The 17,240-nt window shown below is 66.9% G+C and carries 13 protein-coding genes; 7 read left to right on the top strand and 6 right to left on the bottom strand.

Annotation, left to right across the window (positions count from 1 at the left end):
* Positions 1 to 4 precede the first annotated feature (4 nt).
* Positions 5 to 409, top strand: coding sequence for a c-type cytochrome (locus BLP83_RS02210; RefSeq protein WP_091238260.1), 405 nt, complete (start codon positions 5 to 7; stop codon positions 407 to 409).
* Positions 410 to 457: 48 nt separating this feature from the next.
* Here the strand turns inward: BLP83_RS02210 and BLP83_RS02215 are convergent, their stop codons facing one another.
* On the bottom strand, positions 458 to 1,306 hold the full coding sequence (locus BLP83_RS02215) for a tetratricopeptide repeat protein (RefSeq protein ID WP_091238262.1): 849 nt from the start codon (positions 1,304 to 1,306) through the stop codon (positions 458 to 460).
* Between the two features lie 130 nt (positions 1,307 to 1,436).
* On the opposite strand from BLP83_RS02215, the gene BLP83_RS02220 reads away from it, so the two are divergent.
* Entirely contained in the window at positions 1,437 to 1,814 is a 378-nt protein-coding gene (locus BLP83_RS02220; protein ID WP_091238264.1) for a hypothetical protein, read from the top strand.
* A 190-nt stretch (positions 1,815 to 2,004) separates the two neighbouring features.
* On the opposite strand, the gene BLP83_RS02225 is transcribed toward BLP83_RS02220, so the two are convergent.
* The 3 genes from BLP83_RS02225 to BLP83_RS02235 all read right to left on the bottom strand — a co-directional run bounded on the left by BLP83_RS02225 (position 2,005) and on the right by BLP83_RS02235 (position 5,044).
* Complete coding sequence (locus tag BLP83_RS02225) at positions 2,005 to 2,628, bottom strand: TetR/AcrR family transcriptional regulator (RefSeq protein WP_091238266.1); 624 nt, start codon at positions 2,626 to 2,628, stop codon at positions 2,005 to 2,007.
* Positions 2,629 to 2,650: 22 nt separating this feature from the next.
* Positions 2,651 to 2,908 (bottom strand): acyl-CoA-binding protein, encoded by a 258-nt coding sequence (locus BLP83_RS02230; RefSeq protein ID WP_091238269.1) that lies wholly within the window; start codon positions 2,906 to 2,908, stop codon positions 2,651 to 2,653.
* A gap of 147 nt (positions 2,909 to 3,055) precedes the next feature.
* Positions 3,056 to 5,044, bottom strand: coding sequence for a PhoX family protein (locus BLP83_RS02235; protein WP_091238272.1), 1,989 nt, complete (start codon positions 5,042 to 5,044; stop codon positions 3,056 to 3,058).
* Between the two features lie 217 nt (positions 5,045 to 5,261).
* On the opposite strand from BLP83_RS02235, the gene BLP83_RS02240 reads away from it, so the two are divergent.
* A complete protein-coding gene (locus tag BLP83_RS02240) occupies positions 5,262 to 7,244 on the top strand; it encodes an SDR family oxidoreductase (RefSeq protein ID WP_091238275.1) in 1,983 nt (660 codons plus the stop codon).
* A 104-nt stretch (positions 7,245 to 7,348) separates the two neighbouring features.
* On the opposite strand, the gene BLP83_RS02245 is transcribed toward BLP83_RS02240, so the two are convergent.
* Positions 7,349 to 7,699: a c-type cytochrome gene (locus tag BLP83_RS02245; protein ID WP_176763972.1), complete on the bottom strand. Its 351-nt coding sequence runs from the start codon at positions 7,697 to 7,699 to the stop codon at positions 7,349 to 7,351.
* Positions 7,696 to 8,028, bottom strand: a complete 333-nt coding sequence (locus BLP83_RS02250) for a c-type cytochrome (RefSeq protein ID WP_091238278.1) — start codon at positions 8,026 to 8,028, stop codon at positions 7,696 to 7,698. The genes BLP83_RS02245 and BLP83_RS02250 overlap by 4 nt, the downstream gene beginning before the upstream one ends.
* 334 nt (positions 8,029 to 8,362) lie before the next feature.
* On the opposite strand from BLP83_RS02250, the gene BLP83_RS02255 reads away from it, so the two are divergent.
* From BLP83_RS02255 to apbC, 4 genes are all read left to right on the top strand, one after another.
* Positions 8,363 to 9,544 (top strand): efflux RND transporter periplasmic adaptor subunit, encoded by a 1,182-nt coding sequence (locus tag BLP83_RS02255; RefSeq protein WP_091238282.1) that lies wholly within the window; start codon positions 8,363 to 8,365, stop codon positions 9,542 to 9,544.
* 22 nt (positions 9,545 to 9,566) lie between these two features.
* On the top strand, positions 9,567 to 12,830 hold the full coding sequence (locus tag BLP83_RS02260) for an efflux RND transporter permease subunit (protein ID WP_091238285.1): 3,264 nt from the start codon (positions 9,567 to 9,569) through the stop codon (positions 12,828 to 12,830).
* Positions 12,827 to 15,901: an efflux RND transporter permease subunit gene (locus tag BLP83_RS02265; protein WP_091238288.1), complete on the top strand. Its 3,075-nt coding sequence runs from the start codon at positions 12,827 to 12,829 to the stop codon at positions 15,899 to 15,901. The genes BLP83_RS02260 and BLP83_RS02265 overlap by 4 nt, the downstream gene beginning before the upstream one ends.
* Positions 15,902 to 15,967: 66 nt before the next feature.
* Entirely contained in the window at positions 15,968 to 17,050 is a 1,083-nt protein-coding gene (gene apbC, locus BLP83_RS02270; RefSeq protein WP_091238290.1) for an iron-sulfur cluster carrier protein ApbC, read from the top strand.
* Positions 17,051 to 17,240 lie beyond the last annotated feature (190 nt).

The raw sequence follows: 17,240 nt of genomic DNA on the forward strand, positions 1-17,240 counted from the left end.
CACCATGCGAGAACTCTGGGCCCGCCGCTTGGCTGCCATCACCGGTCTGATGGTCGTGCTGCTGTCGGCTGCTTTTGCCGCCGTGCAGAACCCGCCCGCGGGCACCGCCTTGGTGGCCAGCGTGGCCGCGGACGGCGCCGATGCCGCCCTGCTGGCGCGCGGACGCGCGGTGCTCGAAGCCAATGACTGCCTGATGTGCCATTCGATCGCCGGCGAGGGCAGCCCGCGCAGCCCGCTGGATGGCGTCGGCTCGCGTCTGTCCGAGACCGAGATCCTGCACTTCGCGATCGCTGACGAATCCGTGCAGGACGATCTGTCGCCGCGCGCGATCAAGGCCAAGCGGGACTACGCCGAACTGCCGCAGGAAGACCTGCAGGCGCTGACGGCGTATCTCGCTTCGCTGAAGTAGTCGGGAGTTACCCGGGCGGAGTCCGCAGGCGCCCGCCCGGGATGCGCCTCACTCGTCCTCGAGCTGGCTGCGCGCGAACTCGGCGTCGAGCTTCTCCATCGCGTCCTTGGGCTTCAGCCTGGCGGCGCGCTCGTAGGCCGCAGCGGCATCGTCCTCGCGCTTGTCGCCGTAGAGCAGCATCAGGCCGTTGCCGTACTCGATGTGGGCGATCGGCGAGTCGGGCGTCAGCTCGACTGCGGTCGCGAGGTGTTTCTCGCCCAGCGCTGCCTTGGCGCCGTAGGTCAGGCCGCCCAGCATGCTGCCGACCTTGTTGATGATCTCGGCGTGGTAGAGGCCCAGCGCGGTGTGCGCCTCGGCATGCTTGGGCGCGAGCTTGAGCGCGGCATCCAGGCTCTCCTTGACCTTGCCCGCCAGCCCTTGGGTCAGGGCCTTGGCGATCGAGATGCTCTGGCTGTAGCGGCCGATCGCGAACGCCCGGCGGAAGTGGCTGTTGGCGCGCTTGGGCAGGACCTCGGACGCGGCCTCGGCCAGCGTCACCAGCTGCTCGTAGCGCTTGAGCTTGGCCGCGTCGGAATCCAGCAGATGGCTGCCGTGGATGCCGCCTGCCTTCACTGCGACAGACGCACCGAGCACGCCCAAGGATTCGCCCAACTCGAAGGCCTGCTGGAAGTCGCCCGCATGGAAAGCCCGCCAGGCCTGCTGCAGCGTCGCCGCGGCTTCGCCTGTATCGAGCTTCAGCTTCGCGGCTTTGAGGCTGGTGGCGACATCGGCCTCGTCAGGGTAGGGCTCGCAGTCGCCGGCGTGCAGCTTGGCCCAGGCCTTCTCCAGCTTGGCGCCGGCGTAGTCGAAGCCCTTGCTGTCATGCGGAAACGCCGCCCAGCTTTTGCTCTTGGCCATCCGAAACCTCCGTACGCGCGCGCTGCGCATAGTGTGTTTGTTCTATCGGGCAAACCTAGCATGCGCTGCGGCGCCCTTGCGGTGCCGCGTGCGCCGCCCGGCGCTTCGCTCCGCGCACAGGAAGCTCTCCATGAAGCAGATCAAAGCCCGTCGTATCACCAAGCCGGCCAAGGCCGAGCTCAGCCCCCGCAACCTGACGCTCGCCGCGCTCGGCCTTGCCGCTATCGCCCGCCGCGAGGGTCGCGGCCTGCTGGGCCGCATCGAGAAGCGTGGCCGCCGCATTGCCGAACGCGTGCAGCTGGAGGCCGGCGCCGCCGGTGGGCGTGTGGTCGAGCTGGCCGAACAGGTCCGCAACCGCGTCGAACAGGCCAGCCAGCCGCTTATCGTCCGCGTCGAAAAGCTGCTGAACCGCGCGCCCAAGGCCAAGCGCAAGGCCGCCAACAAGCGCGCCCCGGTCCGGCGCGCTGCCGTCAAGCCGGTCGCGAAGAAGCGTACGCGCCGCGCCTGATTGCGCTTTGCCGCCGCCCACAACAACAAAGCCCGCTCGCGCGGGCCTTGTTGCTTTCGGCGTATTTGCCCCGACGCCGCGATACACCGCCGTCGCAGTGACCGCCTTCCAGAGAGTTCCGACACTGTAGGAGGGCCAGATCCCGCCGGCTCTTACGAATCCCGAATCCCCAATATCGAATTCCGGCCTCTCACCTGTATGCCGCCAGCAGATGGTGCAGGTGCACACGCTCGGCGTCGCGCAGGAAAGGGGCGATCAGCATCAGTACCTGGTGGATGCCGCGGTTGATGCTCTCGCGCTCGTCCTGCTCGCCGCGCACGGCGCTGAAGTTCAGCCAGAAGGTGGAGATCAGCAGGATGTTGGTCGAGGTCGCCTGGATCTCATCGGCGCTGGCGCGCATCACCTCCGCGCGCACCAGGCCCTGCATGATGCGGATGGCGTTTTCCCCGGCGCGCTTGAAGATCCGTGCGAAGTGCATGCGCAGCTTGCGGTTGCGGCTGGTGATGTCGACCAGATCGCGGTAGACGAAGCGGAAATCCCAGATGCATTCGAACACGGCGTGCAGCTGCAGCCAGATGTCCTCCAGCGTCGGCAGGCGGTCGTCCGGGGCTGCGAGTGCACTGTCCATGCGCGACTCGAAGCGCGCGAACAGCTGCTCGATGATGTCGTCCTTGTTGCGGAAGTGGTAGTACAGGTTGCCGGGACTGATCTCCAGCTCGTCGGCGATATGGTTGGTGCTGACATTGGGCTCGCCGCGCGCATTGAACAGCGCGAGGCTCGCCTCGAGAATGCGTTCGCGGGTGTCCTTGGCCATGTGGCTCGCGCGGACCGCGCGATCAGCCGGTGAGCTTGTTGACGAGCGCGACGTACTTTTCCATCGCCGCGTCCTTGGAGGTGCCGGCGAGCTTGGCCCAGGCCTCGTACTTGGCGGTGCCGACGAAATCGAAGAAGCCCGGCTTGGGCCCGCTGACATCGCCCTCGGCGCCCTGCTTGTAGAGCGCGTAAAGCTGCAGCAGGGTGTCGTTGTCGGGGCGGTCGGGCAGTGATTTCACGGCCACGGACGCGGCTTCGAAGCGGCTCTTAAGGTCACTCATGGATTCCCCCCGGGGACGACTGGCTGGCAGCGCGACGCGCTGGAGGTCGCGTTGATAGCACGCGTGCGAAACAGGGGTCAAACGTGGACGACGCGCGCAGGTCATGCGCGCGTCGTCCGTTCTGCCGCGAAGCGTTGAAGTGCTGGCTCAGGTGCCGATGATGCCACCGTCGTCCTTGGTGACGACCACGGTCGCCGAACGCGGTCGGGCGCCATTGCCGTCCGGCCAGCTGCTGCCGTCTGCAGGATGCTGGATGTTGACGAACAGGGTGCGCAGATCGGGCGTCGCGGCGATGCCGGTCACCTCGCAGCCCACAGGGCCGACCAGGAATCGGCGGATGTCGCCCGACGCCGGATCCACGGCGAGCATCGCGTTGTTGCCGAACGGGCCGGAGCCGAGCTGGCTGCCGCTCATGTCGGTCTGGATCCAGAGCAGGCCCGCCGGATCGAACCAGAGGCCATCAGGGCTGGCGTGGATCGAGCTGGCATCCAGCTTGGCCGAGGCGCCCGCTGCCGGATTGGCGCTGTCTGCCTCCGTGCCCGACAGCAGGAAGATGTCCCAGCTGAAACCGGTGGCGGCATGGTCGTCGCCGTTCTCGCGCCAGCGGATGATGTGGCCGAAGGGGTTGGGGCCGCGCGGGTTGGCCGCGTCTTCCTGCTGCTCGGTGCGCGAGCTGTTGTTGGTCAGGGTGAAGTAGACGCGACCGTCGCGCGGGTCCACCGCACCCCATTCGGGGCGGTCCATCCTGGTCGCGCCGACCACGTCCGCGGCGAGGCGCGTGTTGATCAGTACGTCAGCCTGGTCTTCGAACTGCACGCCCGCTGCCGCCGCCTTGGCGCGGAAGCCGGCGTCGTTGAAGTCCAGAGGCAGCCATTCGCCAGTGCCGTCGGCATTGAACCTGGCCACGTACAGGGTGCCGCGGTCGAGTGCGTTGCGGGCGACGCTCAGCGGCGCAGGCAGATAGACGTCGCGGGTCACGAACTTGTAGATGTATTCGTTCTGCGAGTCGTCGCCCGAGTAGAAGGCCATCGGGCGGCCAACCTTGACCGGGGCGAACACGCAGCCTTCATGGGCAAAGCGGCCCATCGCGGTTCGCTTCACCGGCATCGCGCTGGGGTTGTAGGGGTCGATTTCGAGGATCCAGCCCTGACCGTTCGGCTCGTTGCGGTAGTCCGCTGCCGCCGAGTCGCCCCTCGGGCTCGCGTCGAAGCGCTCTTCCACGGTGTCCCAGCGGTAGCGGCTGTTGGAGGTCGGAACCCCGTAGCGGCTCTGGTCGCGGCCGCGCTGGCCGCGGTTGACGAAATAGCCGGCCCAGTTCTCCTCGCAGGTCAGATAGGTGCCCCACGGGGTGTAGCCGTTGGCGCAGTTGTTGATGGTTCCGCGCGTGCGGGTGCCATCCGGGCTGTACTTGGTGACCACATGGCGGCTTCCGCGGACCGGGCCGCCGATCTCGCAGGGCGTGTTGGCGGTGATGCGCCGGTTGTAGCGGGAGCCCCTGACCACGCTCCATTCACCGCTGCCCTGGCGTGCCACTTCCATCACGGTGACGCCGTGAGCGGCAATTTCCTTGCGCACGTCGTCGGCCAGACGCTTGCCGTCGACCAGCTGCTGGCCGTTCGGATGCAGCTCGCTCTGCTCGATGTATTCGTGGTTCATCACCAGCAGGCCGCGCTGGTTGCGCTGCGAGAAGTCGAGCGTGAAGTAGTGCATGCCGTCGTGGTTCTGACCAATGAGCTTCTCCTGGTCAGCCCCGGTATTGGTGCCATCGGGCTTGTAGGCCGGCGAGTCGGCAAACAGGGCATCACCCCAGCGGAAGGCCGGACGGGCGGTATAGCCCGCCGGTACGGTCACCGTGTCGGCGCGGGTCACCGCCACCGGCGCGAAACCCGGGCGGGTCGGCAGCGGCAGGGGCAAGTTCTTCTCGCCGTTGAGAAAGCCTTGCGGACGAGCGACGCCAGCCAGGACGTCGTGGCTGATGAACATGGCGCCGACCGCGGCGGCCAGGCTGCCTTTCAACAGGTCGCGGCGGCTGCGGCTGGCCAGCACCTCGGCGAAGTGCGGATTGCGCGAGCGGTTGCTGTCTTCGTGGTCGAAATCCACGGTGCCGTAGGGGGCGGGGCTGGCGTCGTGCTGCATGGCGTGCTCCTGGCTGCTTGCGGGGGGCTCACAGGCCCCGGAAGCGGTGCAGCATCGCGGCCGCAGATGACGGCCCGCGTACGCCCAGGTTGCAGTCACATGAAGCGAACATGACGGGTAGGCGGCGGGCGCGTCGGGCGCTATCTTGGCGTCCACACCATGCGGCGCCGGACGGGGTGCTCCGGACGCGGCAGACGATCACGAGGGAGGGACTGCAATGAGCTATTTCGTCACCGGCGCGACCGGCTTCATCGGCCGCCACCTGGTCAGCAACCTGCTGAAGCGCAAGGGCACCGTCTACGTACTGGTGCGCAAGAGTTCGCAGAGCAAGCTGAAGGACATCGGCGAGCGCATGGGTTGGGACATGGCGCGGGTGCAGCCGGTGATCGGCGATCTGGGCAAGTCAAAGCTCGGGGTCAGTCCGGCTCAGCTGAAGTCCCTCTCGGGCAAGGTCAAGCACTTTTTCCATCTCGCGGCTATTTACGACCTTGCCGCCAGCGCCGAGGCGCAGATCGGCCCCAACGTCGACGGCACCCGTCACGCCATCGAATGCGCCGAGGCGATCGGCGCCAAGACCTTCCACCACACCAGTTCGATCGCCGTCGCCGGCCTGTACAGCGGCGTGTTCCGCGAGGACATGTTCGCCGAGGCGGAAAAGCTCGACCATCCGTACTTCCGCACCAAGCACGAAGCGGAGAAGGTCGTTCGCGAGCGTTGCAGCATCCCTTACCGCATCTATCGCCCCTCGATGGTGATCGGCCATTCGAAGACCGGCGAAATCGACAAGATCGACGGCCCCTACTACTTCTTCACCCTGATCAAGAAGCTGCGCAGTGTGTTGCCGCCATGGATGCCAACCGTCGGCATCGAAGGCGGACGCATGAACATGGTGCCGGTGGATTACGTCGCCGACGCAATGGACCACATCGCCCACAAGCCCGGTCTCGATGGCGGCTGCTTCCACCTCACCGATCCCGCGCCGCGGCGCATTGGTGAGGTGCTGAACCTGTTCGCCCGCGCTGGACATGCGCCGCAGATGAGCATGCGGCTCGACGCACGCATGTTCAGCTTCATCCCCGCGCCTGTGCGCATGGCGCTGGGCAGCCTCGCCCCGGTCAAGCGCTTCACCGGCATGGTGCTCAAAGACCTCGGCATTCCGTCCTCGGTGCTGGGCCTCATCAACTATCCGACCCGCTTCGATTGCCGCGAGACCGAGCGCGCGCTGAAAGGCTCGGGCATACGCGTGCCCGACCTCGAAAGCTATGCGTGGCGCCTCTGGGACCACTGGGAGCGTCACCTCGACCCCGAGCTGTTCGTCGATCGCTCGCTGCGCGGTCGGGTCGCCGGCAAGGTCGTGTTGATCACCGGCGCTTCGTCCGGCATCGGCCGCTCTGCGGCCTTCAAGGTCGCGGCCGCGGGTGCGGTGACGGTGATCGTCGCCCGCGGCCAGGAGGAGCTGTTCAAGACCCGTGACGAGATCATCGCCGCCGGCGGCAACTGCCACGCCTATACCGCCGATCTCGCTGACCTGAACTCCTGCGATGAGCTGTTGCGGCAGGTCATGGCGGAGCACGGTCGGGTTGACATTCTGGTCAACAACGCCGGGCGCTCGATCCGTCGATCCATCGCGCTGTCCTACGACCGTTTCCACGACTTCGAGCGCACCATGCAGCTGAACTACTTCGGCTCGCTGCGCCTGATCATGGGCGTGCTGCCGGGCATGAGCGAGCGCCGTCGCGGCCAGATCATCAACATCAGCTCGATCGGCGTGCTGGCGAACTCACCGCGGTTCTCGGCCTACGTGGCTTCGAAGGCCGCGCTGGATGCCTTCAGTCGCTGCGCGCAGGGCGAGTTCTCGGGCCACGGTATCGCCTTCACCACGATCAACATGCCGCTGGTGCGTACGCCGATGATCGCGCCGACCAAGATGTACGACTCGGTGCCGACCATCTCGCCGGACGAGGCGGCGGACTTGATCGTGCAGGCGATCATCGAGCGGCCGGCGCGCATTGCAACACGGCTCGGCATCTTCTCAGCGGTGCTGAATGCCATCGCGCCCAAGGCCTACGAAGTGGTGATGAACACCGCCTTCCAGCTGTTCCCGGATTCCGCCGCGGCGCAGGGCCAAAAGGGCGGGGAAGTGCAGCCGTCCTCCGAGCAGATCGCCTTTGCGGCGTTGATGCGCGGCGTGCACTGGTAGGTCGCGCACAGGCCGGAGCGGCGATCCGTCGCCGCGAGGCGCGGCTCCAAAACGAAAACCCCGCGCCAGGCGCGGGGTCTTCGTTTGCAGCAGTTGCGCAGCGCTTACTTCATGCCGCGCAGATCGCTCAGCGGCCCCTGTTGCGCAGCGAAGTAGGCGGCGAGATCGGCCATCTGCTGCTCGTCCAGACCGGCGACGAAGCCGGCCATGATGGCGTTGTTGCGCTGGCCGGACTTGTAGGCCTTGAGCGCCTGCAGCAGATAGTCCTCGTACTGGCCGGCCAGATTCGGGTACTGGCCGTCGCCAATGCCGTTTCCGTCAGCGCCGTGACAGGCCTGGCAGGTCTTGGCCAGTTCGCGCCCGGCCTCAACGTTGCCGCGGCGGGCGTCCGCAGAGGTCGCAAAGAAGGTCAGCAGTGCGGCCAGGGCCGCCGAGGTCAGGATCTGCGCGCTCACTGGGCGTCACCCTTGTTGTAGCTGGAGAGGAAGGCCGCGATATCGCGCAGTTCCTGCTGGCTGTAGCCCTCGGCCTGCGCGCGCATGGTCGGGTGCGGACGCTCGCCGTTCTGGTAGGCCGTCAGCGCAGCCACCAGGTACTCGTAGTTCTGGCCGGCGATCTTGGGCACGTGATAGTGCGGGTAGACGTTCTTGTAGCCCGCGATCCCGTGGCATCCGGTGCAGGTGTAGGCCAGCAGCTTGCCGTTCTCGGCATTGCCTTCGGCCAGGGCGGGCAGTGCAGCAGTCGCCAGGGCGAGGCTCGCGACGATTCGCAGGATCGGCTTCATCGATGGGTTCCAGCGTCGAGGTGTGGCGTTTGGAGCGCGCTGGCCTGTCTTTCGGCAGGTTCACGGCACGTTGGAAAGCGGCGGAGTATAGCCTCAGCGGCGTGCAGGGAGCCAGCCTTGGTGGGTCAGGTGCGCACCCACCGCGGTTCTCTCGTTTCGACAGGGCATGCCGTCCTTCACGCGCATCAAGGGCGGGCTTCGTCCACGCTTCTGGCCGTCATTCCGCGGCATCGCCGGATTTGCAGACGCAGCCCAGTGGCTCAGTGCTTGACAATGGTGGTGATGTAGACAACTATAACACCACTCCCCCCCCAGCCTCTCCCCGGTATCCGCCATGCGCGCGCAATCCTCACCGCCCATCCTGACGACTCCCGTGCGCCTGCTCGGGGCCTGCGTCCTCGCAGCTGCCCTCGTGTTCGCAGCGGGCTGCGGTCGCTCCGAAAATGCCGCAGACACGGGCGATTCTGCAGCCCAGGCCGACCAGGAAAAAAAGACCGGCGGGCGTGAGGAGCAGGCGGTGCCCGTGGAATCCGCGCTGGCCGTGCGCCAAAGCGTGACCGCCAGCTACAGCGGAACGGCGCCACTGGAAGCGCCGGGCGAGGCCCAGGTGGTGGCCAAGACCTCGGGCGTTCTGCTGCGCCTGTTCGCCGAAGAGGGCGATCGCGTGAAGGCGGGCCAGGTGCTGGCGCGGATCGATCCTGAGCGCCCGCGACTGGAGGTGCAGCGCAACGAAGCCATGCTGCGCAAGCTGGAAGCAGAGTATCGACGTGCCCAGGAGCTGTTCGAGCGCAAGCTGCTCGCGGCCGAGGCGCACGAGCGCCTGCGCTTTGACCTCGATACCCAGCGCGCTGCCTATGAGATGGCCAAGCTTGAGCTGTCCTACACGGAGATCGTGGCGCCCTTCGACGGCGTGGTCGCCCAGCGCATGGCCAAGGAAGGCAATCTCATCCAGATCAACCAGGCCATGTTCCGGGTGGTCGACACCTCGCGACTGGAGGCCGTGCTCAACGTGCCCGAGCGCGAGCTGGCGACGCTCAAGGCCGGCCAGCCGGTGGCCCTGCGCGTGGATGCTGCGCCCGGCGTGGTCTTCGACGGTTCGATCGATCGCGTCAGCCCGGTGGTGGACGCCGCCAGCGGCACCTTCCGGGTGGTGGCGGCTTTCAGCGAGCCCAGCGGCGTGCTCAAGCCCGGCATGTTCGGGCGTATCGAAGTGATCTACGACGAGCGCCAGCAGGCGCTGACGGTGCCGCGCGAGGCACTGATCGAGGGCGAGGGCGTGCCTGCCGTGTTCGTGGTCCGCGAGGGCCGCGCGGTGCGTACCCCGATCGAAATCGGCCACCTGAGCGGCAGTGTGGCGGAAGTGCGCGGCGGCTTGAGCGAGGGCGATCGCGTAGTCACCACCGGCAAGGTCACCCTGCGTGATGGCGCCCTGCTGCAGCTGATCGGTGAACCGTCCGCGGGCGTTGACGCCGAAGCCATCGCCCAGGGCAAGCCCGCGACCGGCACCGCCGGTTGACCCCGGCCGCAAGGAACGCCTCATGAACATCGCCGAGATCGCCACCCGCCGTCGCGTGACGGTGGGGATGGTGACGATCACCTTCCTGCTGTTCGGCTTCATCGCCCTGCGCGACCTCAAGGTCAACCTGCTGCCCGACCTGAGCTATCCCACGCTGACGGTGCGCACCGAGTACACCGGCGCGGCCCCGTCCGAGATCGAGAACCTGATCACCGAGCCGGTCGAAGAGGCCGTCGGCGTGGTCAAGAACCTGCGTCGCCTGCGCTCGGTCTCGCGCACGGGCCAGAGTGATGTGGTGCTCGAGTTCGCCTGGGGCACCGACATGGACCGCGCCGGCATCGAGGTGCGTGACAAGCTGGAACTGTTGCGTCTGCCGCTGGAAGCGGAGAAGCCCGTGCTGCTGCGCTTCGATCCCTCGACCGAACCGATCATGCGCCTCGGCCTGGCGGGACGTGCCGATGTCACGGGCTTCGACATCGCCGAACTCAAGGACCTGCGTCGCTACGCCGACGAGACCCTGAAGAAGCGGCTGGAGCCAGTCGACGGAGTGGCGGCGGTCAAGGTCAGCGGCGGCCTCGAAGATGAAGTGCAGGTGCTGCTGGACCCGCAGAAGCTGGCGCGACTCAATCTGACGCCAGCACGGGTGATCGAGCGCCTGAAGCAGGAGAACATCAACATCTCGGGCGGTGCCATCGACGAAGGCAACCAGCGCTACCTAGTGCGCACCGTCAACCAGTTCGCCAATGTCGAGCAGATGCAGGAACTGCTGGTGGCGGTTGATCAGGGCGTGCCGGTGCGCCTGCGCGATGTCGCCTCCGTCGGCCAGGGCTTCAAGGAGCGCGAGGCGATCATCCGTATGGACGGCCGCGAGGCGGTCGAGCTGGCGATCTACAAGGAAGGCGATGCCAACACCGTCGCCGCCGCGGCTGGCGTGCGCCAGCAGCTGGAACGCCTGCGCGAGAACCTGCCGCCCAACGCCAGCCTGATCACGGTCGACGACCAGTCGGTGTTCATCCAGAACTCGTTGGACGAGGTGGGTTCGGCCGCGCTGATGGGCGGCCTGCTGGCCGTGCTCATCATCTTCTTCTTCCTGCGCGATGGCTGGAGCACCTTCGTCATCGCGGTGTCGCTGCCGGTCTCGATCATCGCCACCTTCTTCTTCATGCAGCAGGTGGGCCTGAGCCTCAACGTGATGTCGCTGGGCGGGTTGGCCCTCGCCACAGGCATGGTGGTCGATGACTCGATCGTGGTGCTGGAGTCGATCGCCAAAGCGCGCGAGCGGGGCTTGGGGATCATCGAGAGCGCCATCGTCGGCGCCTCCGAGGTGCGACTGGCGGTGGTCGCTTCCACGCTCACAACGGTGGCGGTGTTCTTTCCTCTGGTTTTCGTCGAAGGCGTGGCTGGCCAACTGTTTGGCGACCAGGCTCTGACCGTCAGCATTGCCATCATCATTTCCACGGTCGTGGCGATGGCACTGGTGCCCATGCTGGCTTCGCTGCGCTCGCGCCCGCCGCTGGCCTATCCCGAGGACCAGGCCGAGCTCGACGTTGCCCGCGGGCGGGTTGCGCGTCTGCGGTTGGCGGTGTCTCGCGGCCTTCTGCGCTTCGCCCGTCTCCTGGGCCGGTGGGTGGGTGGCAGCCTGAGCGCCATCGGTCGCGTGTTGCTCAAGCCCTATGACTGGCTGGAGGCCGCCTACGCCCGCGCCTTGCCGAAGGCGGTGGCGCGACCCGCGCCGGTCCTGCTCACGTCCACCGCGGCCTTCCTGTTCACCCTGGCCTTGGTGCCCGGCCTGGGCATGGATCTGATCCCGCAGCTCGCCCAGGGTCGCTTCGAGATGACCGTCAAGCTGCCGCCGGGTACGCCGCTGGCCGACAGCGATGCGGTGGTGCGAGAACTTCAGCGCCGCCACGCCGAAGACCCGCGGGTGCGCACCATCCACGGCGTCAGCGGCAGCGGCACGCGCCTTGACGCCAACCCCACAGAATCGGGCGAGAACATCGGCAAGCTGCTGATCGTCCTCGCCGAGGGCGCGGGAGAGAACGCCGAGGCCGGGCTGACGGAAGCCCTGCGCGAAAGTGCCGAAGCCTGGCCGCGGGCGGAGGTGAAGTTCTCGCGCCCGCAGCTGTTCTCGTTCGCGACGCCGTTGGAAATCGAGATCCGCGGCTACGACCTCGACCAGCTGCAGGCGGCCGGCCTGGAGCTGGCGCGACGGCTTCAGGCCGATGACCGCTACGCCGACGTCAAGTCCACGGTGGAGCAGGGCTTCCCCGAGATCCAAGTGGTCTTCGATGCCGAACGGGCGGCGGCGCTGAACCTCACCACCCGGCAGATCGCCGACCAGGTGGTGCGCCAGGTGCGTGGCGAAGTCGCTACCCGCTACAGCTTCCGCAATCGCAAGATCGACGTGCTGGTGCGCGCAGAAGAATCCGCCCGCGCCTCGGCGGCCGATATCGGCCAGCTGATCGTCAACCCGGAAAGCGAGCGTCCGGTCCGGCTGTCTGCCGTGGCGGATGTCATCAGCACCGAAGGCCCCAGCGAGATCCATCGCGTCGACCAGGAGCGCGTCGCCGTGGTCTCGGCCAACCTGCGCTACGGCGACCTCGGCACCGCGGTGGCGAACATCGAGCGCATGCTGGCGGAGCAGCCGCTGGGCGCCGGGCTCGACGTCAACATCGGTGGCCAGAACGAGGAGCTGCAGGCTTCGGTCAACTCGCTGGTGTTTGCACTGGTGCTGGCGATCTTCATGGTCTACCTGGTGATGGCCTCGCAGTTCGAGTCGCTGCTGCACCCCTTCGTCATCATGTTCACGATCCCGCTGGCGGCGGTCGGCGCGATTCTCGCCCTCAAGCTTTCGGGCAACGGCCTGTCGGTAGTGGTTTTCATCGGCCTTATCCTGCTGGCCGGCATCGTGGTCAAGAACGCCATCGTGCTGATCGATCGGGTCAACCAGCTGCGCGAGGAGGGCGTGCCCAAGCTCAAGGCGATCTGCGACGGATCGCACGAGCGCCTGCGCCCGATCGTGATGACCACGCTGACCACCCTGTTCGGCTTCCTGCCGCTGGCGATCGGTGGTGGCGAGGGGGCCGAAGTGCGTGCGCCGATGGCGATCACCGTGATCGGTGGCCTTCTGGTCTCCACGCTGCTGACCCTGCTGGTGATCCCGGTGATGTACGCGCTGCTCGACCGCAAACCGGATGCCTACTACTTCGAGCGCGGTGAGCGTACGCGCGCAGCCGCGGAAGCCGAGCGCCAGGCGCGCCTCGCTGCGGCGGAGTCCGCGGCATGAGCCTCTCGCGCCTCAGCCTGCAGCGGCCGGTGACCGCGAGCATGTTCTTCGTTTCCATGCTGCTGGTCGGTTTGATCGCTGCGTTCCGGTTGCCCCTGGAGTTCCTGCCTGAGGCGGATGCTCCCTTCCTCTACGTGGATTTTCCGTACCCGGGCTCCAGCCCTTCGGAGATCGAGGAGACGATCACCCGCCCGGCCGAGGAGGCGCTGGCGACCCTGCCGGGCATCAGCCGCATGTTCTCGCAGTCGCGCGCGGATGGCGCCGGCGTGTTCATCCAGTTCGACTGGAGTCGCGACATCCAGATCGCCGCGGCTGATGCGCGCGACCGCCTGGACGCGATCCGCGACGAGCTGCCGTCCGACTTCCAGCGCTACCTGGTTCTGAAGTACAGCACCAGCGATCAGCCGGTGCTGCGCATCCGGGTGTCCAGCGATCTCGACTTGCAGGCCCAGTACGACCTGCTGGACCGCGAGGTGAAGCGACGCATCGAGCGCGTGCCCGGGGTGGCGCGCGTCGATCTGTCGGGCATTGCCCCGCCCGAGGTCGAGATCGAGCTCAACAATGATCGCGTCACCGCGCATGGCATCGATCTGAACGCCTTGGCACAGCGGCTTTCCGCGGCCAACTTCTCGGTTTCGGCCGGCCAGATCACCGAGGCCGATCGACGTGTGCGCGTGCAGCCCGTCGGCGAGCTGCGCTCCTTGGAGGAACTGCGTGCGCTGCCGGTCAACGCGGCCGGTTTGCGCCTGTCCGACATCGCCGAGGTGCGACTGAAGCCGGGGCGCCTGGACTACGGACGCCGGCTCGACGGCCGCCCTGCGGTGGGCATCGACATCATGAAGGAGCGCTCGGCCAACCTGGTCGAGGTTTCGCGCGGTGTGCTGGCGGAGGTCCAAGCCATCCACGCCATGCCCGCCTTCGCAGACATCCAGCTGTTCGTCATGCAGGACCAGGCGGAAGGCGTCACCACCTCGCTGTCGGAGTTGGCCAACGCGGGGCTTCTGGGCACCGCCCTGTCGGTGCTGGTGCTGTACTTCTTCCTGCGCCACTGGCCCTCGACCCTGATGGTCTCGGTGTCCATCCCGATCTGCATCGTGATGACGCTGGGCTTCATGTATTTCTTCGGGCTGTCGCTCAACATCCTGTCGATGATGGGCCTTCTGCTCGGCATCGGCATGCTGGTCGACAATGCCGTCGTGGTGGTCGAGAGCATCTATCAGAAGCGCGAGAAGTATCCGGACAACCCCTTCCGCTGCGCCATCGAGGGCACCCGCGAAGTGCAGATCGCGATCTCGGCCGGCACCCTGACCAGCATCATCGTGTTCCTGCCGAACATCTTCGGCGAGCGCAACTTCATCACCATCTATCTGAGCCAGGTGGCCTACACCATCACCATCTCCTTGCTCTGTTCCTGGTTGGTGGCGATCAGCCTGATCCCGATGATCAGCGCGCGCCTGCGCGCGCCCAGGCATCTGGTCGATGCCTCGCGGCAGGCGAGCCGTTTCCAGGACCGCTACGCGCGCTGGCTCGACGCCTCGCTCCGGCACCGCTGGAAGACGCTGGCCGCGATCGCCGCGCTGGTCGCCGTGAGCCTGGTGCCGATGTTTGGCATCAAGGCCGACATGATCCCGCAGGGTGAGACTCGCGAGGCCGAGCTCAGCTACCGCTGGAACGGCAGCTACCGCCTGGAGGACATCTCGGCGGCGGTGAAGCAGGTCGAGGACTACCTCGAAGCCCATCGCGACGAGTTCGAGATCGTGCAGATCTACAGCTGGTACAGCGAGCGCGGCGGCGGCGGAACGCGCATCGATCTCGATCCCGAGGGGCGCACGCCAACCCCGCAGGTCATGGAGAAGATCACCGCGGGCCTGCCCAAGCTGGCGATGGGCGAAGTCGCGTTCCAGGAGAGCGAGGGCGGTGGCCCGGGCGGCGGCGAGGGCATGCAGGTGGCCCTGATCGGCGACAGCTCCATGCTGCTGGAGGAACTGTCCGAAGCCGTGGTGCCGGTGCTCAAGGCGCAGTCCTTCGTGCGCGATGCCTATGCAGACCTCGGCGCCAAGTCGCGCGAGATCCAGGTCCGGGTCGACCGCGACCGCGCACTGCAGTACGGATTCTCCGCCCAGCAGGTGGCGCAGTTCATCGGCATCGCCCTGCGCGGCACACCCCTGCGCGAGTTTCGCTCGGGCATGACCGAGGTGCCGGTCTGGCTGCGTTTCGAGGAGGCCGACAGCGCCAGCGTCGATGACCTTCGGGATTTCAAGCTGGCGAGCCCGCTCGGTGGGCAGGTGCCTTTGCTGGCAATGGTGGACGTGCAGGTTGTCGCGAGCCCGAGCACCATCAATCGCCAGAGCCGGCAGACGGCGCTGCCCATTCGCATCGCGCTGGCCGATGGCGTCACCATGGACGATGCCCGCAAGCAGATCGAACCTCTGATGGAGCAGTTCGAACTCCCCGCGGGCTACCGTTGGAACTTCGGCACCAGCTTCGAGCTGAACGACCAGGCTGGCGCGCAGATGGCCTTCAACACCCTGATCGCGCTGATCATGGTCTACATCGTGATGGCTGCCGTGTTCGAGTCGATCACCTTCCCGGCGGTGATCGTCAGCACGATTTTCTTCTCGGCGCTGGGTGTTTTCTGGCTGTTCTGGCTGACCGACACGACCTTCTCGATCATGGCGGCGATCGGCATCCTGGTGCTGATGGGTGTGGTGGTGAACAACGGCATCGTCATGGTCGAGCACATCAACACGCTGAGGCGGAGCGGCATGGACCGCCATGCCGCGCTGGTGGCCGGCTGTCGCGATCGCCTGCGACCGATCCTGATGACCATGGGCACGACCATCCTCGGCATGCTGCCGCTGACCATGGCTGGCACCCAGATGGGTGGCGACGGTCCGCCCTACTACCCGATGGCGCGCGCCATCGTCGGTGGCCTGGTGTTCTCGACTCTGATCTCGCTGTTCGCGCTGCCGACCTTCTACGCCATGGTCGACGACTGGCGGCTGCGTTCGCGGGCCCGCTGGAAGACCGCCTGGGCGCAGCTGCAGGGGGCGCAGGCCAGCCGCGCCTGAAGCCGCGCAAGGCAGCCTGTGGGGGCATTGCCTAAACTAAGGGGCCCTCGCCCCAGAGCCCTGCCCATGTCGCTTGACCAGGATGCCGTCCGCGCGCTGCTTGCCCCTCTCATTGATGAAAACACTGGCCAGAGCCTGGTCGATGGCGTCCGCGCCATCGGCGTGGATGGGCCCCGCGTGCTGGTCGAGCTGCAGCTGAGCTATCCGGCGGCAGGGTTCCGTGTGGCCTTGGCCGAACGCGTGCGAGCCACGCTGGAGGCCGACCCGCGCATCGAACGCGCCACCGTCGACGTTTCCTCGCGTGTGCTGGCGCACAAGGTGCGCGAGGGCCTGAGCCCGCTGCCCGGAGTCAAGAACATCATCGCCGTGGCCTCGGGCAAGGGCGGCGTGGGCAAGTCGACCACCTCGGTGAATCTCGCGCTGGCGCTGGCCGCCGAAGGCGCGCGCGTTGGCGTGCTGGATGCCGACATCTATGGGCCGAGCATTCCCCGCATGCTCGGGCTTTCCGGCAAGCCGGACAGCCCTGACGGCAAGACCATCACGCCCAAGCGCGGCCACGGCCTGCAGGCGATGTCGATCGGGTTTCTGATCGACGAGGACACGCCGATGATCTGGCGCGGACCGATGGTCACCCAGGCCCTGCAGCAGCTGCTGAATGAAACCGCCTGGGACAACCTCGACTACCTGATCATTGACCTGCCGCCGGGCACCGGTGACATCCAGCTCACGCTGTGCCAGAAGGTGCCGGTGTCGGCCGCGATCATTGTCACCACCCCGCAGGACATCGCCCTCTTGGACGCCAAGAAGGCCCTGCAGATGTTCCGCAAGGTCGAAGTGCCGGTGCTCGGCATCGTCGAGAACATGGCCATCCACGTCTGCTCGAACTGCGGCCACGCCGAGCACATCTTCGGCGAAGGCGGTGGCGCGCGCATGGCTGCGCAGTACGAGGTGCCCCTGCTGGGTGCGCTGCCGCTCGACATCCGCATCCGCGAACAGGCGGACGGCGGCGCGCCGACGGTGGCGGTAGACGCCGAGTCCGATCTCTCGAAGCGCTATCGCGAGATTGCGCGTCAGGCCGCGGGGCGACTGTCGCTGCGCGCGAAGAACAAGGCCTTCGGATTTCCGAACATCGTGATCAAGAGTGACTGATGGAGCTGGGATTGGGGGTGAGGCGGCCCGCTTGCGTGGCAATGGCGCGCAAGCGGGCCGCCTCACCCCCAATCTCCAATCCCGGCTCTCAAGCCCTATGCCAATTCGTCGCCCTGCACCGAAGTCGTAAGGGCGAATGGCACCGGCGGGCGTAGTCTCGGAGCCTCGTTCACGAGCCCTTGAGGATTCC

It is taken from the genome of Aquimonas voraii (assembly GCF_900101825.1).
In the GTDB taxonomy this organism is placed as follows: Bacteria; Pseudomonadota; Gammaproteobacteria; order Xanthomonadales; family Xanthomonadaceae; genus Aquimonas; species Aquimonas voraii.

Coding starts and splice junctions, on each gene's coding strand:
- BLP83_RS02230 (WP_091238269.1), bottom strand. CDS start 2,908: ATGAGTGACCTTAAGAGCCGCTTCGAAGCCGCGTCCGTGGCCGTGAAA.
- BLP83_RS02260 (WP_091238285.1), top strand. CDS start 9,567: ATGAACATCGCCGAGATCGCCACCCGCCGTCGCGTGACGGTGGGGATG.
- BLP83_RS02225 (WP_091238266.1), bottom strand. CDS start 2,628: ATGGCCAAGGACACCCGCGAACGCATTCTCGAGGCGAGCCTCGCGCTG.
- BLP83_RS02255 (WP_091238282.1), top strand. CDS start 8,363: ATGCGCGCGCAATCCTCACCGCCCATCCTGACGACTCCCGTGCGCCTG.
- BLP83_RS02250 (WP_091238278.1), bottom strand. CDS start 8,028: ATGAAGCCGATCCTGCGAATCGTCGCGAGCCTCGCCCTGGCGACTGCT.
- BLP83_RS02235 (WP_091238272.1), bottom strand. CDS start 5,044: ATGCAGCACGACGCCAGCCCCGCCCCCTACGGCACCGTGGATTTCGAC.
- BLP83_RS02210 (WP_091238260.1), top strand. CDS start 5: ATGCGAGAACTCTGGGCCCGCCGCTTGGCTGCCATCACCGGTCTGATG.
- apbC (WP_091238290.1), top strand. CDS start 15,968: ATGTCGCTTGACCAGGATGCCGTCCGCGCGCTGCTTGCCCCTCTCATT.
- BLP83_RS02220 (WP_091238264.1), top strand. CDS start 1,437: ATGAAGCAGATCAAAGCCCGTCGTATCACCAAGCCGGCCAAGGCCGAG.
- BLP83_RS02265 (WP_091238288.1), top strand. CDS start 12,827: ATGAGCCTCTCGCGCCTCAGCCTGCAGCGGCCGGTGACCGCGAGCATG.
- BLP83_RS02240 (WP_091238275.1), top strand. CDS start 5,262: ATGAGCTATTTCGTCACCGGCGCGACCGGCTTCATCGGCCGCCACCTG.
- BLP83_RS02215 (WP_091238262.1), bottom strand. CDS start 1,306: ATGGCCAAGAGCAAAAGCTGGGCGGCGTTTCCGCATGACAGCAAGGGC.